This window comes from Streptomyces sp. NPDC018610 (genome assembly GCF_044391765.1).
GTDB lineage: Bacteria > Actinomycetota > Actinomycetes > Streptomycetales > Streptomycetaceae > Streptomyces.
Genome location: NZ_JBISAL010000002.1, coordinates 488,327 through 504,092 on the forward strand (window position 1 = coordinate 488,327; position 15,766 = coordinate 504,092).

12 protein-coding genes are annotated in these 15,766 nt (G+C 72.5%); 10 read left to right on the forward strand and 2 right to left on the reverse strand.

All coding sequences use genetic code 11. From position 1 onward, the window contains the following. The first annotated feature begins 713 nt into the window (after positions 1 to 713). From ACH5A8_RS07520 to ACH5A8_RS07545, 6 genes are all read left to right on the forward strand, one after another. Entirely contained in the window at positions 714 to 2,435 is a 1,722-nt protein-coding gene (locus ACH5A8_RS07520; RefSeq protein ID WP_398998995.1) for a thiamine pyrophosphate-binding protein, read from the forward strand. 2 nt (positions 2,436 to 2,437) lie between these two features. Then, positions 2,438 to 3,964 (forward strand): asparagine synthase-related protein, encoded by a 1,527-nt coding sequence (locus ACH5A8_RS07525; RefSeq protein ID WP_398998997.1) that lies wholly within the window; start codon positions 2,438 to 2,440, stop codon positions 3,962 to 3,964. 123 nt (positions 3,965 to 4,087) lie between these two features. After that, positions 4,088 to 5,029 (forward strand): agmatinase, encoded by a 942-nt coding sequence (gene speB, locus ACH5A8_RS07530; RefSeq protein WP_398999000.1) that lies wholly within the window; start codon positions 4,088 to 4,090, stop codon positions 5,027 to 5,029. Between the two features lie 14 nt (positions 5,030 to 5,043). Continuing rightward, on the forward strand, positions 5,044 to 6,021 hold the full coding sequence (gene cs1, locus ACH5A8_RS07535; RefSeq protein WP_398999002.1) for a clavaminate synthase Cs1: 978 nt from the start codon (positions 5,044 to 5,046) through the stop codon (positions 6,019 to 6,021). Positions 6,022 to 6,174: 153 nt separating this feature from the next. Continuing rightward, complete coding sequence (gene argJ / locus ACH5A8_RS07540; RefSeq protein ID WP_398999004.1) at positions 6,175 to 7,356, forward strand: bifunctional glutamate N-acetyltransferase/amino-acid acetyltransferase ArgJ; 1,182 nt, start codon at positions 6,175 to 6,177, stop codon at positions 7,354 to 7,356. Between the two features lie 114 nt (positions 7,357 to 7,470). Next, complete coding sequence (locus tag ACH5A8_RS07545; RefSeq protein ID WP_398999006.1) at positions 7,471 to 9,150, forward strand: ABC transporter substrate-binding protein; 1,680 nt, start codon at positions 7,471 to 7,473, stop codon at positions 9,148 to 9,150. Here the strand turns inward: ACH5A8_RS07545 and ACH5A8_RS07550 are convergent. Then, positions 9,126 to 10,703 (reverse strand): LysR family transcriptional regulator, encoded by a 1,578-nt coding sequence (locus ACH5A8_RS07550; RefSeq protein WP_398999008.1) that lies wholly within the window; start codon positions 10,701 to 10,703, stop codon positions 9,126 to 9,128. The genes ACH5A8_RS07545 and ACH5A8_RS07550 overlap by 25 nt on opposite strands. 100 nt (positions 10,704 to 10,803) lie before the next feature. Further along, positions 10,804 to 11,550, reverse strand: a complete 747-nt coding sequence (locus ACH5A8_RS07555; protein WP_398999010.1) for an SDR family NAD(P)-dependent oxidoreductase — start codon at positions 11,548 to 11,550, stop codon at positions 10,804 to 10,806. Positions 11,551 to 11,814: 264 nt separating this feature from the next. Here ACH5A8_RS07555 and ACH5A8_RS07560 point away from each other — a divergent pair, with 264 nt between their 5' ends. From ACH5A8_RS07560 to ACH5A8_RS07575, 4 genes are read left to right on the forward strand one after another with little or no spacing between them, the layout of a single operon-like run. Next, positions 11,815 to 13,068 carry a cytochrome P450 gene (locus ACH5A8_RS07560; RefSeq protein WP_398999012.1) on the forward strand — a complete coding sequence of 418 codons (1,254 nt, stop codon included), beginning with the start codon at positions 11,815 to 11,817 and terminating at the stop codon, positions 13,066 to 13,068. Then, positions 13,065 to 13,280, forward strand: a complete 216-nt coding sequence (locus ACH5A8_RS07565; RefSeq protein ID WP_398999014.1) for a ferredoxin — start codon at positions 13,065 to 13,067, stop codon at positions 13,278 to 13,280. The genes ACH5A8_RS07560 and ACH5A8_RS07565 overlap by 4 nt, the downstream gene beginning before the upstream one ends. 52 nt (positions 13,281 to 13,332) lie before the next feature. Further along, positions 13,333 to 14,637, forward strand: coding sequence for a serine hydrolase (locus ACH5A8_RS07570; RefSeq protein ID WP_398999016.1), 1,305 nt, complete (start codon positions 13,333 to 13,335; stop codon positions 14,635 to 14,637). Continuing rightward, positions 14,634 to 15,614: an EamA family transporter gene (locus ACH5A8_RS07575; protein ID WP_398999018.1), complete on the forward strand. Its 981-nt coding sequence runs from the start codon at positions 14,634 to 14,636 to the stop codon at positions 15,612 to 15,614. Before ACH5A8_RS07570 ends, ACH5A8_RS07575 begins: the two co-directional genes overlap by 4 nt. The last annotated feature ends 152 nt before the right edge of the window (positions 15,615 to 15,766 follow it).

Consider the following 15,766-nt stretch of genomic DNA (forward strand, 5'->3'; position numbering starts at 1 on the left):
GCGACACACCTCTCCATCCGTGAACCCCCGTTTTGTCGGCCCGGTCGAGAAGGTGAACATTTAACGTCCGTCTTCTCTCCTGGGCATATGCACGCGGCGGGGCCCGGTTGCCGACTCCGCCGCACCGGGCTTCGTCCTGGACCACGCCTGCGCTTGTCACCGGTGCCGGCCGAAGGGACGGTTTGCCCTGTCCTCCGGACGGCGAGCCGACTTCACAGCGGCCCAGATTATGTGGTTCCACGCTCCTGTCACTCCCCCTCCGCACAAATCCGGCCTACCCGCGGATGGAATGGGCAGACGCTGGGAGCGCTTCAACCCTTCACACGGAGGCCTACACTCCGGTTTTCCTGATTGCACGTCAGCCGGGAGGCCTGTAGTGAACCCCCGAGAGCCGCCGGTCCGCATTCCCCTATATGGTCTAGACCTCAGAAGAAAACTTCAACGCGTCGGGCAAGTGACGCGGGAAAGTGGCCGGAAGTCAATCCTCCGGTAGCCGAGAAGGCGAGCCTTCAACTATCGCGACCGAATTGTCCGAAGCCTCCGAAAAACTCGGTCCGTCATCGCCGGCACCGCCCCTCGCTTTCCGGCCATCTCCGCCGCCTCTTCGCCTGCTCCCCGATATGGCCCCGATATAACAGGGAGAGGGGCGAAAGAGCGCATCCGGTCAGGGTTGCCGGGAAGCGTCGACCGCCGACCGAGTCTGGAGACCACGTATGTCCCGCGTTTCGACCGGCCCCAGCAACAACCCGACCGCCGCGCACGCCCTTCTCACACGGCTGCGCGACCATGGAGTGGAGACAGTCTTCGGGGTAGTCGGCCGAGAGGCCGCGTCGATCCTCTTCGACGAGGTCGAGGGAATCGACTTCGTCCTGACCCGGCACGAGTTCACCGCCGGTGTCGCCGCGGACGTGCTCGCCCGCATCACCGGCCGGCCGCAGGCGTGCTGGGCCACCCTCGGCCCCGGCATGACCAACCTCTCCACGGGCATCGCCACCTCCGCCCTGGACCGCTCGCCGGTCATCGCCATGGCCGCCCAGTCCGAGTCGCACGACATCTTCCCGAACGACACCCACCAGTGCCTGGACCTGGTGAAGATCGCCGAGCCGATGACCAAGTACGCGGTCGAGCTGGAGCGGCCCAAGGAGATCACCGACCTCGTCGACTCCGCGGTCCTCAACGCGATGACCGAGCCGGTCGGCCCGTCGTTCATCTCCCTGCCCGTGGACCTGCTCGGTTCCTCCGAGGGCATCGACACCTCCGTGCCCAACCCGCCGGCCATCACCCCGGCCAAGCCGATCGGCGCGGTCGCCGACGGCTGGCAGAAGGCCGCCGACCAGGCCGCGGAGCTCGTCGCGCAGGCCGAGCACCCGGTGCTCGTCGTCGGCGCCGCCGCGATCCGCTCCGGCGCCGTGGGCGCCATCCGCGCCCTGGCCGAGCGCCTGAACATCCCGGTCATCACCACCTACATCGCCAAGGGCGTCCTGCCGCAGAACCACGAGCTCAACTACGGCGCCGTCACCGGCTACATGGACGGCATCCTCAACTTCCCGGCCCTGGAGACCCTGTTCGGCCCGGTCGACGTCATCCTGACCGTCGGCTACGACTACGCCGAGGACCTGCGGCCCTCCATGTGGGAGCGCGGCGGCGAGAAGAAGACCGTCCGCGTCTCGCCCACCGCCAACCCCGTGCCGCGCGTCTACCGGCCCACCGTCGACGTCGTCACCGACGTGCTGGCCTTCGTCGAGCACCTCGACGCGGCGACCGCCGACGTCAAGGCCAAGGAGCGGCACGACATCGCCCCGCTGCGGGCGCGCATCACGGAGTTCCTCTCGGACCCGAAGGTCTACGAGGACGGCATGCGCGTGCACCAGGTCATCGACTCGATGAACACCGTCATGGCGGAGACCGCCGGCAGCGGCGAGGGCACGATCGTCTCCGACATCGGCTTCTTCCGCCACTACGGCGTCCTGTTCGCCCGCGCCGACCAGCCCTACGGCTTCCTCACCTCGGCCGGCTGCTCCAGCTTCGGCTACGGCATCCCCGCCGCCATGGGCGCCCAGATGGCCCGCCCGGGCCAGCCGACCTTCCTGATCGCCGGCGACGGAGGCTTCCACTCCAACAGCGCCGACCTGGAGACCATCGCCCGGCTCGGCCTGCCCATCGTGACCGTGGTCGTGAACAACGACACCAACGGCCTGATCGAGCTGTACCAGAACATCGGCCACCACCGCAGCCACGACCCGGCGGTCAAGTTCACCGGCGTCGACTTCGTCGCCCTCGCCGAGGCCAACGGCGTCGACGCGACCCGGGCCGCCAACCGCGAGGAGCTGCTGGCCGCGCTGCGCAAGGGCGCCGAGCTCGAGCGTCCCTTCCTGATCGAGGTCCCCATCTCCTACGACTTCCAGCCGGGCGGTTTCGGCGCCCTGAGCATCTGATCATGGCGACACAGGATCTTCCTGCCGCCTTCGGATTCCTGGCCTCCGCCCGTGCGGACGGGGGCCGGCTCCCCGAAGCCGTCTTCGCCACCCGGGGCAGCCTGGCCGGCGTCGACGCGCGGCTGAGCGAGCAGACGCTCACCGCGACGCTGGTGCACACCCCCGGCTGCCCGCCCGACGCGGCGTTCGCCCGGGACGCCGGCACCGCCGTGCTGCTCGCCGGCGAGCTCTACAACCGCGAGGAGCTGCGCTCGGTGCTCGACACCGAGCCGGCGGGCGACGCGGAGCTGGTCCTGGCACTGGTGGGCCGCTACGGCCCGCACGCCTTCCGGCTCCTCAACGGGCGCTTCGCCGCCGTCGTCGCCACCGGACGCCGCGTCCTGCTGGCCACCGACCACGCGGGCTCCGTGCCTCTGTACGCGTCGGTGGCCCCGGGCGAGGTGCTGGCGTCGACGGAGGTCAAGGCGCTGACCGGGCAGAGCGCCCCGCACGGGTTCCCGCTCGCGGGCGCCCGGCGGGTCCGCGGCCTGCCGGGTGTGTATCAGGTGCCGGCGGGTGCGGTCGTCGACGTCGACCTCACCGCCGGCACGGCCGGGGTCCAGCGCACCTGGACCCCGCCGCTGGCCCGCCGGATCATGCCGGAGGGCGACGCCGTGGCCGCCGTGCGCACGGCCCTGGACCAGGCCGTCGCGGCCCGTCTCACCCCGGGCGCCACGCCCCTGGTCGTCCTCTCGGGCGGCATCGACTCCTCCGGTGTCGCGGCCTGCGCGCACCGGGCGGCCGGGGCCCTGGAGTCGGTGTCCATGGGGACCGACGCCTCCGACGAGTTCGCCCAGGCCCGGGTGGTGGCCGACCACCTGCGCTCACGGCACCGCGAGATCACCGTCCCGGCGGCCGATCTGCTGGCGCAGCTGCCGTACGCCGTGTGGGCGGCCGAGTCGGTGGACCCGAACATCATCGAGTACCTGCTGCCCCTGGTGGCCCTGTACCGCAGGCTCGACGACGCGCCGCGCAGGATCCTCACCGGGTACGGCGCGGACATCCCGCTCGCGGGCATGCACCGGGAGGACCGGCTGCCGGACCTGGACACCGCCGTGGCCTACGACATGGCGACCTTCGACGGTCTCAACGAGATGTCGCCGGTGCTCTCCGCCCTCAGCGGCCATTGGAGCACCCATCCCTACTGGGACCGCGAGGTGCTCGACCTGCTGGTCTGCCTGGAGGCTGGGCTCAAGCGCCGTTACGGGCGGGACAAGTGGGTGCTGCGCGCCGCGCTCGCCGACGCCCTGCCCGAAGCGACCGTCAAGCGGCCCAAGCTGGGCGTCCACGAGGGCTCGGGCACCACGTCGTCCTTCTCCGCCCTGCTCACCGGGCAGGGCGTCGCCGAGCAGGACGTCGAGGCGGTGAAGGCCCAGGTGGTGCGCGAGCTGTTCGACCTCACCGTGGCGGGCGGCCGCCGTCCCGACGAGGTCAGCACCGACGAGGTGGTCCGGTCCGTGGTCGAACGGCACACGAAGGACGCGGCATGAGCCGTCCGCCCGGACGGCAGGCGACCGGCCCGTCGCGGCCGGTCGCACCGCACGGCCGGCCGCACCCCCGCCCGGGGGACACCTTCCCGACCGCCGCCGACACCGAGGAGGGCAACCGAGACCGTGGAGCGCATTGACTCGCACGTTTCGCCCCGCTATGCACAGATCCCCACCTTCATGCGCCTGCCGCACGACCGGGACCCCCGTGGTTACGACGTCGTGGTCATCGGCGCACCCTACGACGGCGGCACCAGCTACCGTCCGGGAGCCCGGTTCGGCCCTCGGGCCATCCGCAACGAGTCCGGCCTCATCCACGGCGTCGGCATCGATCGCGGACCGGGCACCTTCGACCTGATCAACTGTGTCGACGCCGGGGACATCGATCTCACCCCGTTCGACATGAACATCGCGATCGACACCGCGCAACGGCACCTGGCGGGCCTGCTGAAGGCCAACGCCGCCTTCCTGATGCTCGGCGGCGACCACTCGCTGACCGTCGCGGGACTGCGCGCGGTGGCCGAACAGCACGGCCCGCTCGCCGTGGTGCACCTGGACGCCCACTCCGACACCAACCCCGCCTTCTACGGCGGCCGCTACCACCACGGCACGCCCTTCCGGCACGGGATCGACGAGAAGCTGATCGATCCGGAGGCGATGGTCCAGATCGGCATCAGGGGGCACAACCCCAAGCCGGACTCGCTGGACTACGCCCGCGGCCACGGCGTCCGGGTGGTGACCGCCGACGAGTTCGGGGAGCTCGGGGTGCGCGGCACCGCCGACCTCATCCGGGAGCGGATCGACCGGCGGCCCGTCTACGTCTCGGTCGACGTGGACGTGCTCGACCCCGCCTTCGCCCCCGGCACGGGCACGCCGGCGCCGGGCGGGCTCACCTCGCGCGAGGTCCTCTCCCTGCTCCGCTGCGTCGGGGACCTCAGGCCGGTCGGCTTCGACGTCATGGAGGTCTCCCCGCTCTACGACCACGCGGGCATCACCTCCGTCCTGGCCACGGAGATCGCCGCGGAGATGCTGTACCAGTACGCCCGTGCCCATCGCACCCAGATGTGAAAGGAGACATCGCCATGGCCAATCCGGTCCTCGACTGCGCCCCGTACCGCGACCAGCTGCTCTCCCTCGCCGCGGAGCTGCCCCAGATACCCCGCGCCGACCTGTACGCGTTCCTGGAGAAGGCGAAGGAGCTGTCCGAGCGGCTCCCCGCGGACCTGGGCGCCGCACTGGACGAGTTCGACGCCACCGGCAGCGAGCACGGCTACCTGGTGCTGAGCGGCCTGCCGGTCGACGAGGCCCAGCTGCCCGTCACCCCGACCTCGACGCCCGCCCCGAACGAGCGCCCCCTGCTGGTCATGGAGGCCATGCTGGCCCTGCTCGGCCGCCGGCTCGGGCTGCACACGGGCTACCAGGAGCTGCGCTCCGGGACCGTCTACCACGACGTGTACCCGTCGCCCGGCGCCCACTACCTGTCCTCGGAGACCTCCGAGACGCTGCTCGAGTTCCACACGGAGATGGCGTACCACGTCCTCCAGCCGAACTACGTGATGCTGGCCTGCTCCCGCGCGGACCACGAGCACCGGGCCGAGACCCTGGTCGGTTCGGTCCGCAAGGCGCTGCCGCTGCTGGACGAGGAGACCCGCGCCCACCTGTTCGACCGCAAGATGCCGTGCTGCGTCGACGTGGCCTTCCGCGGCGGCGTCGAGGACCCGGGCGCCATCGCCCGCGTCAAGCCGCTGTACGGCGACGAGAAGGACCCGTACCTCGGGTACGACCGCGAGCTGCTGGCGCCCGAGGAGCCGGAGGACAAGGAGGCCGTCGCCGCCCTGTCCAAGGCCCTGGACGACGTGACGGTGGGCGTCAAGCTCACCCCGGGCGACGTGCTGATCATCGACAACTTCCGCACCACGCACGCCCGTACGCCGTTCTCCCCGCGGTGGGACGGCAAGGACCGCTGGCTGCACCGGGTGTACATCCGCACCGACCGCAACGGCCAGCTCTCCGGCGGCGAGCGCGCCGGAGACGTCGTCTCGTTCTCGCCCCGCCAGTAGTTCCCGGCGACTCCACCCCTCGCCAAGCGCCCCCTCCCGCCCCTCCGGGAGGGGGCGCTTCGCACCATCGCCATGCATGAATATGCTGTCCCATTGGAAAGCATGCAGAATAGAGACAGCAGGACTCCCGCCTTCCGTAAGGAGACGCAGCCCATGTCCGACTCCGCTCCGCAGTCACCCCGGGGATTCGTCGTGCACACGGCACCGGTCGGACTGGCCGATGACGGCCGGGACGACTTCACCGTGCTCGCCTCGACGGTCCCGGCCGCCGTGAGCGCGGTCTTCACCCGCTCCCGCTTCGCCGGACCGAGCGTGCGCCTGAGCCGGGAGGCCGTGGCCGACGGCCGGGCCCGCGGCGTGGTGGTGCTGGCCCGCAACGCGAACGTGGCGACCGGGCGCGAGGGCGAGGACAACGCGCGCGAGGTGCGCGCCGCCGTCGCCGCCGCCGTCGGCGCCGCCGAGGACGAACTGCTCATCGCCTCCACCGGGGTGATCGGCCGTCAGTACCCGATGCCCGCGATCCGCGAGCACGTCGGGACGCTCGCGTGGCCCTTCCCGGAGGGCGGCTTCGACCGTGCGGCCCGGGCCATCATGACGACCGACACCCGGCCCAAGGAGGTGCGGGTGCGGGTCGGCGGGGCCACGCTCGTCGGCATCGCCAAGGGCGTGGGCATGATGGAGCCGGACATGGCGACGCTGCTGACCTTCTTCGCCACCGACGCCCGCCTCGACCCGGCGGAGCAGGACCGGATCTTCCGGCGCGTCATGGACCGCACCTTCAACGCGGTGAGCATCGACACCGACACCTCCACCAGCGACACCGCCGTCCTGTTCGCCAACGGACTGGCCGGCGACGTCGACCCGGAGGAGTTCGAGCGGGCGCTGGACGAGGTTGCCCTGGCCCTGGTCAAGGAGATCGCGAGCGACGGCGAGGGCGCGACCAAGCTGATCGAGGTGCGGGTGACCGGCGCCCGCGACACCGCCCAGGCCAAGCGGGTCGGCAAGACCGTGGTCAACTCGCCGCTGGTGAAGACCGCGGTGCACGGCTGTGACCCCAACTGGGGCCGGGTGGCCATGGCGATCGGCAAGTGCTCCGAGGACACCGACATCGACCAGGAGAAGGTCGCCATCCGGTTCGGGGAGGTCGAGGTCTACCCGCCCCGCGGCGGCGACGACCTGGACGAGGACGCGCTGCGCGCCGCCGTCGCCGAGCACCTCAAGGGCGACGAGGTGGTCATCGGCATCGACCTCGCCGTCGCGGACGGCGCCTTCACCGTCTACGGCTGCGACCTCACCGAGGGCTATGTGCGGCTCAACTCGGAGTACACCACCTGATCGAGGCTATACCGACCGGCCCCGGGCTATGCGCGGCCCCCGCCGCGCACCCTCCCCGACACCCCGCCGCCCGCAAGATGAGGACAACGGCATCGTGAGAAGGGCAGGAGGGACATGGAGACCACTCGGTCGACGTCCACGGGTGAGGGCACGGACGGGGGCTACGACGCCGGAGTGCGGGGGGTGGTCCGTCCGACCGAGGTCACGGGCGGCACGCTCCGGCTCGTCCGCACCGACGACTTCGACTCGCTGGACCCCGGCAACACCTACTACGCGTACACCTGGAACTTCCTCCGGCTGATCGGCCGGACGCTGGTCACCTTCGACACCGCGCCGGGCAAGGCCGGACAGCGGCTGGTGCCCGACCTGGCCGAGTCGCTGGGGGTGCCCTCCGAGGGCGGTCGGGTGTGGACGTACCGGCTGCGCGAGGGCCTGCGCTTCGAGGACGGCACCCCCGTCACCTCCGGCGACGTCAAGTACGCGATCGCCCGGAGCAATTACGGCACCGACGTGCTGGGGGCCGGCCCGACCTACTTCCGTCATCTGCTGGGCACCGACTACGGCGGCCCGTGGCGGGAGCCGGACGTGGACGGCCCGGTGACGCTTGAGACCCCGGACGAGCGGACCCTCGTCTTCCGGCTGGCCGAGCCGTTCGCCGGCCTCGACCTGCTGGCGACGATGCCGAGCACCACCCCGGTGCCGCGCGGGCGGGACACCGGCGCGGACTACCGGCTCGCTCCGGTCGCGACCGGACCTTACCGGGTCGCCTCCTACACCCGCGGCGAACTGTGCGTCCTGGAGCCGAACCCGCACTGGGACCCGGCGACCGACCCGGTGCGCAGGCGGCGGGCCGCCCGCGTCGAGGTCCACCTCGGCAAGGACCCGCACGAGGTCGACCGCATGCTGCTGTCGGGGGCCGCGCACGTGGACCTCGCCGGTTTCGGCGTGCAGCCCTCGACGCAGGAGCAGATCCTCGCCGACCCGGCGCTGCGCGACCACGCCGACAACCCGCTGACCGGCTTCACCTGGATCTACTGCATCTCCAGCCGGATCAAGCCGTTCGACGACGTGCACTGCCGGCGCGCGGTGCAGTTCGCCACCGACAAGGCCGCGATGCAGGAGGCGTACGGCGGACCGGTGGGCGGGGACATCGCCACCACCATCCTGCCGCCCACCCTCGACGGCTACCGCCCCTTCGACCGCTACCCGGTCGGCCCGGAGCACACCGGGGACCTGGAGGCGGCCCGCGCCGAGCTGAAGGCGGCAGGGCTGCCCGACGGCTTCCGGACGAAGATCGCCGCGCGCAAGGACCGCCTCAAGGAGTACCGGGCCGCCGAGGCGCTGGCGGCCGGGCTGGCCAGGGTCGGGATCGAGGCCGAGGTCCTGGACTTCCCCTCGGGCGACTACTTCGACCGCTACGGCGGCTGCCCGGAGTACCTGCGCGAGCACGGCATCGGGATCATCATGTTCGGCTGGGGCGCCGACTTCCCCGACGGCTACGGCTTCCTGCAGCAGATCGTCGACGGACGGGCGATCAAGGAGCGCGGCAACCAGAACATGGGCGAGCTCGACGATCCGGAGATCAACGCCCTGCTCGACGAGGGAGCCAGGTGCGGCGACCCGGAGCGGCGCGCGGAGATCTGGCACCGCATCGACCGCCTGACGATGGACCACGCGGTCATCGTGCCCTACCTGTACCCGCGTTCCCTGCTGTACCGGCACCCGGACGCCCGCAACGTCTACGTCACCGGCTCGTTCGGGATGTACGACTACGTGGCGCTCGGCGCGCAGTGAGCGACCGGGGCCGGTCCGGCGGACACCGCGGTCAGCGGACCGTCCGCCGGGCCGGCCCCGCCCGCGTCCCGCTCGCGGGCCTCGTCCCGCCCCGCGGCCTCCCGGACACCCGCCCAGCGGACCGGCGGCAGCGGTCCGGTGCTGCGACAGACCATCACCACGTCGCGGAACTCCGCCTCGCTCAGCGTCAGCTGGCGAAGGAAGCGGCGGGTGGGACCGGTCAGGTCGGTGCCCCGGGAGCTGCGCAGCAGCAACCGGGCGCCGAGGGCGTCCTCCAGCCGGTGGATGCGGCGGGTCAGGGCGGACTGGCTGATGGACAGCGCGGCCGCCGCCCGGTTGATGCTGCCGTGCCGCGCCACGGCCCGCAGCAGGTGGAGGTCCTCGATGTCGAGCTTGCGGGCCTCGTCCGGCACGGGGGCGGCGTCCTCCCCGCGGCCGCCGTCCGCGTGTCCGGCGCGGTGCCCGGTCTGTTCGGCGTACCAGTGCCGCCACCAGGGTTCGCGCAGCAGGTCGCCGTGCTGCTCGGAGAAGCGTCGCAGACAGCGTTCGGAGAGCAGCGCGGCGAGCCGCGCGGCCAGCGTCCGGGGCACCACCGTGGGGTCGACGACCAGGCTCGTGGTGCGGCGAGGGCGTTCCACCAGGGATCGGCGCACGAGGGTGGGCGCGAGCGGCGCGGAGTGCGTCGGCGAGCCGAGCCCGACGGCGTCGCCGCGGGTCAGCATGCCGCGAGCGACCGAGGCGGCGGTGACCTGGAGCCGGGCGGGCGCCGGCAGGCCCGCCGACTGGAAGACGCGGGCGACCAGGACCTCGGAGCCGGGGCCGGTCTCGGACACCCATGGCTCGTCCTGGAGTTCGGCGAGCGACACCGTCTCCCGGCCCGCCAGCGGGTGGTCGCGCGGCAGGATCGCCCACAGCGGGTCGTCCAGCACGCCGTAGGTGCAGGTCACCCGGTCGAGCAGATGGTCCGGCGAGCCCAGGCTCCAGGTGTACGCGGCGTCGACGTGGTAGCCGGCCAGCTGCCGCACCACCTGTTGCGGGGCGCCTCGGTGGACCGACAGCAGCACGCCCAGCGCGGCCGCGGCGTCCTCGACCACGTCCTCCAGCAGCGGCGCGGTGGAGGCGATGGAGAGCACCTCGGGCGCGTGGGCGGCCTCGGAGCCGTGGCCGAGGATGTGCGTGCGCACGGCGAGGTCGATCTGCCGGAAGAACCGGCGCCCGGCCACCAGCATGCGCGAGCCGGCGGAGGTCAGCCGGGCCGTGTGCTGGCTGCGCAGGGTGAGCGGCAGGCCGACGGCGCGGTCCAGCCGGTCCAGCCGGCGCTCCAGGGTGCTGTGCCGGCAGCCGACCTGGCGGGCCGCCTCCGCGAGGTCCGCGCAACGTCCCACCGCGTCCAGCAGCGACAGTTCGTGACGGCCGAACGGCGGCAGTTCCGGACCGCCGGACCACCCCGGCTCCGGATCCCGTTTTCCCTTGCGGTCCAGCAGGGTGCCGCCGCGCTCCAGTAGTGTGCCGCCGAATTGCCCGCCGCTGTATATGACGTGGTCGGATGCCATGCGGTGATCGTAAGAAGGGCCTCTCTTCGCATTCTCCTCACGCCGGTGAATGAAAGAGCGTGCGAAGAGGGCGAAGAGGGCCCCGGAAGACGCGCGCGGCTCAGGCCTGGTCGGTGGGCCGGATGAAAATCTCGTTGACGGTCACGTGCGAGGGCGCCGTCACCGCGTAGCGCACGGCCTCGGCGATGTCGGCGCTCTGCAACTGGCGGATCTTGGCGACCCGTTCCTCGATGGCGGCCTTCGATGCGGCGTGGGTGATGTGCCCGCGCAGTTCCGTCTCGACCGTGCCCGGCTCGATGACGACCACCCGCACCCCGCGCTCGGTGACCTCCTGGCGCAGGGCCTCGCTGAACCCGTTCACGGCGAACTTGCTCGCGTTGTAGGCGGCGGCGCCGCGGCCGGCCACCCGCCCGGCGACGGAGGAGATCTGCACCACCGTGCCCTGGGCGCGCAGCAGATGGGGCAGCGCGGCGTGGGTCATGTACATCAGCCCGAGGACGTTGGTGTCCATCATGCGGGTCCAGTCCGTGGTGTCGGCGCCTTCCACGGGCCCCAGCAGCATCAGGCCTGCGTTGTTGACCAGGACGTCGAGCCCGCCGAGTTCCTCGACCACGGACCGGACGGCCTCGTGGACCGCCCGCTCGTCGGTGACGTCCAGCTCCAGGACCCGCACCGTGGCCCCGGCGGCGGCCAGCTCGTCGCGCAGCGCCCGCAGCCGGTCCACCCGGCGCGCGGCGATCGCCACGGCGGCGCCCTCGGCGGCCAGCGCCCGCGCCGTCGCCTCGCCGATCCCGGAGCTCGCCCCCGTGACGAGCGCGACCTTTCCCTGAAGCGTGGCAGCCATCATTCTCCCAGGTTTTTCCGTGATTTCGGTGCCCGGCCGCCGGCCGGATGAGCGACTTCCAAAAAGGCCCGGGCCGGCAAAGCGGATGTCCGCGGAACTGACGCGCCGCACTTCGGGACGTTATCAGCGCGCACATGCCCGGTGAATGCCTTCCGGGTGACCGGGTTATGACGGTTCCCCGGGGGTTATGCGCGCGGTCGCCGCGCCCCGGACGGCCCGCTCGGCGGTGCGGCAGATTGGGGCCGCGACATCACGACGGCAAGATCCGTGAGCAGCGATGGGCGGTTGAAGATGCTGAACGACGCGGCGGCTCAGGAGGAGCGGACGCCACCGGCGTATCCGATGCGGAGGGTCTCGCCGGTGGACCCCCCGCCGGAGCTGGCCGAGTTGCGCGGCCGGGACCGGGCGGCGAGCCGGGTGACCATGTGGGACGGCAGCCAGGTGTGGCTGGTGACCTCGCACGCCGGGGTCCGGGCGGTCCTCGGTGACCGCCGCTTCACCGCGGTCACCAGTGCCCCCGGTTTCCCGATGATGACGCGCACCTCCCAACTGGTGCGCGCGCAACCGCAGTCGGCGTCCTTCATCCGCATGGACGACCCTGACCACTCGCGGCTGCGGTCCATGCTCACCCGGGACTTCCTGGCGAAGCGGGCCGAGGCGCTGCGGCCCGCGATCCGCGAGCTGCTGGACGACCTGCTGGCCAAGCTGGTGGCCGGGCAGCGGCCCGTCGACCTGGTGGCCGGACTGACGATCCCGGTGCCGTCCCGGGTCATCACCCTGTTGTTCGGCGCGGGCGAGGAGCGGCGGGAGTTCATCGAGAGCCGCAGCGCCGTCCTCATCGACCGGGGCTACACCCCCGAGCAGGTCGCCGCGGCCCGTGACGAACTGGACGGCTATCTGCGCGAGCTGGTCGAGGAGCGGCTGGCCGCCCCCGGCTCGGACCTGATCAGCCGCCTGGTCATCGACCAGGTGCGGCCCGGCGACCTGAGCGTGGACGAACTGGTCCCGATGTGCCGGCTGCTGCTGGTGGCCGGGCACGGCACGACCACCAGTCAGGCCAGCCTCAGCCTGCTCAGCCTGGTCACCGACCCCGCCCTGGCGAAGGCGCTGACCGAGGACGAGAGCCTGCTGCCCAAGGCGGTGGAGGAGCTGCTGCGCTTCCACTCCATCGTGCAGAACGGCCTGGCCCGCGCCGCCGTCGAGGACGTGCAGCTGGACGACGTGCTGATCAAGGCGGGCGAGGGCGTGGTGCTGTCGCTGTCGGCGGGCAACCGCGACGAGCGGGTCTTCGAGGACCCGGACACCCTGGACCCGCACCGCGACGCCCGCCGCCACCTGGCCTTCGGCCACGGCATGCACCAGTGCCTGGGCCAGTGGCTGGCCCGGGTGGAGCTGGAGGAGATCCTCGCGGCCGTCCTGCGGTGGATGCCCGGCGCCCGGCTCGCCGTGCCCTTCGAGGAGCTGGACTTCCGCCACGAGGTGTCCAGTTACGGCCTCGGCGCCCTGCCGGTGACGTGGTGAGCGCCCCGCACCGGTTCACCGTCACGGTGGACACCGCCGCGTGCTGCGCCATGGGCCGGTGCGCGGCGACGGAACCCGAACTCTTCGACCAGGACCCCGACACCGGAACCGTGATCCTGCTCGACCCCACTCCCCGGCCCGAGCTGCACGAACCGGCCCGGCTGTGCGCGGAGCTCTGCCCGTGCGGGGCCATCACGGTCAGCGACGACTGAGAGCCGGCCACCACGGGGCCGTTCACCGCACAGCGGCCGACAAGGAGCGATGATGATCGAAACCCCTGGACTGGTCCCGTCCGCCGCGACGGCGGCGCTCGCCGCCGACGGCTCCCCGACCGGGGACGCGTCCCGTTGGGTGGTGGGGCTGCTGACGGCGCCCGCCCTGCCCAGCGACGAATCCATGGCCGAGCACCTGGTGCCCGCCTTCCCCACCAAGCACCCGCAGGGATTCTCCGCGACGCTGGCCGAATGGCGCGCCATGGGCCCGTTCACGGTCCAGGCGTACGAGTCGGTCGCCCACAAGGGCTGGATCGTGGTGTCCGGGGCGGACGGCGTGCGCCACACCCTGTCCCTGACCCTGGACTCCACCGGACTGATCCGCGTCCTCACCCTCCAGCCGGAGACCGTGATCCCCGAGCTGCGCACCTGGGACGACCTGGAGAAGGCGCTCGAGACGCCCGGCGTCGTGCACTCCGTCCTCGCCGCGCGCCTCACCCCCGAGGGACCGGTCGTCCTGCACGAGAGGGCCGCCGACCGGTCCATGCCCACCGGGTCGGCCTACAAGCTGTACCTGATGCGGGCCCTCGCCCGGGCGGTCAGGAACGGCGAGGTGCGCTGGGACGACGAGGTGACGGTGCTGCCCGAGCTGCGCAGCCTGCCCACCGGCGACATGCAGGACCTGCCGGACGGGACGCGGGTCACGGTGCGCGAGACGGCGTACAAGATGATCGCGCTGAGCGACAACACGGCCGCCGACCTGATCGCCGACCTGCTGGGGCGGGAGGCCGTGGAGCGCAGCCTGACCGACTCCGGACACCACGACCCCTCGCTGCTGAAGCCGTTCCTGACCAGCCACGAGGTCTTCGAGATCGGCTGGGGCGCACCGGAGTTGCGCGAGGCCTGGACGGGACGGGACGAGGCCGGGCGCCGCGCGCTGCTGCGCGAGATCGCGCGGCCGCTGACGGTGCGCCTGTCCGACCTCGGCGAGACGGTGCACCAGCTGGGCCTGGACTGGCACCTGAGCGGCCATGACGTGCTCCGCGTCCTCGACGGGATCGCCCGCGACAGCGAGCAGGACGCCACGGGCACCGTCGAGCAGATCATGACCGCCTACCCCGGGGTGTCCGTCGACGGCGGGAAGTGGCCCCGGGTCTACTTCAAGGCCGGCTCCTGCCCCGGTGTGATGATGTTCTGCTGGCTGCTCGAGGACTCCGCCGGAGTCCGGCACGTCCTGGTGCTGCGGCAGGCCGCCGACGAGCAGAAGCCCATCGGCGACGGCTTCTTCCTGCGCGGCCTCGGCGCCCGGGTCATCTCCTCCGGCCTGCTGGAGGCCGACGCGGAAGCCGCCCGGTGAGCGTCCGGGACCGGCTGCTCGCCGTTCTCGTCGCCGTGCTGTGGGGGCTGAACTTCCTCGCCGTGCGGATCGGGCTCGACCACTACCCGCCCTTCTTCCTCTCCGCGCTGCGCTTCCTGGTCCTGGCCGTGCCCGTGGTCCTGTTCGTGCCCCGGCCGAAGGCGCCGGTGCGTTGGCTGGTGGTGTACGGGCTGGGCTTCGGGGTGCTGCAGTTCGGGCTGCTCTTCCTCGCCATCGACCGGGGCATGCCGTCCGGGCAGGCCTCGGTCGTGGTGCAGGCGTCGGCCCCGTTCACCATGCTGCTCGGCGCGCTGCTGCTGGGCGAGCGGGTCTCCCGGCGGCAGCTGGCCGGGGTGGGGATCGCCGTGCTGGGCATGGCCGTCATCGCCGTGGAGCGGGCCCGCAGCGCGGCGCTGCTGCCACTGCTGCTGACCCTGCTCGCCGCGCTCGGCTGGGCGCTGGGCAACGTCGCGAGCCGGCAGGCCCGCCCCGACCATCCGCTGCGCTTCGCCCTGTGGATGTCCGTCGTGCCGCCGGTGCCGCTGCTGGCGCTGTCGGCGGTCATGGAGGGTCCGGGGACGGGCTGGCGGGCGCTGGGCGACTCGTTCAGCGCGGACGGCTGGCCCGGTCTGGTGGCGTTGCTGTACACCGCGCTGGCCGGCTCCGTGGTCGGCTCCGGGATCTGGACGACGCTGCTGAAGCGGTACGCGGCCGGGGTGGTCGCGCCGTTCTCCATGCTGGTGCCGGTGGTCGGCGTCGCGACGGCCTGGCTGGTGCTGGACGAGCGGCTGACCGGGTGGTCGGCGGTGGGCAGCGCGGCGGTCGTCGGCGGCGTGCTCGTCGGCACGACCGCGGGCGGGCGGCGCGAGCGCACGCCGGCTCCCGCGCCGGACGCGGGGGCGGGAGCGGGAACCGCGCCGAGCGCCGTCCAGGCGCCCGCCGGGACGGCGGTGGAGGACCCGCAGCCGTCACCGTAGGACCATGGCCGGACGCCCGGCAGACCGAGGGGGGGGGGGGCGGGCCCCCCCCCCCCCGGGGGGGGGGGGGCCCGCCCCCCCCCCCCCCGCCCCGCGCCCCCCCCCCCGCCCCCCCCGGCGCCGCGGGGCCCGCGCGCGGGGGGCGCGCCGCC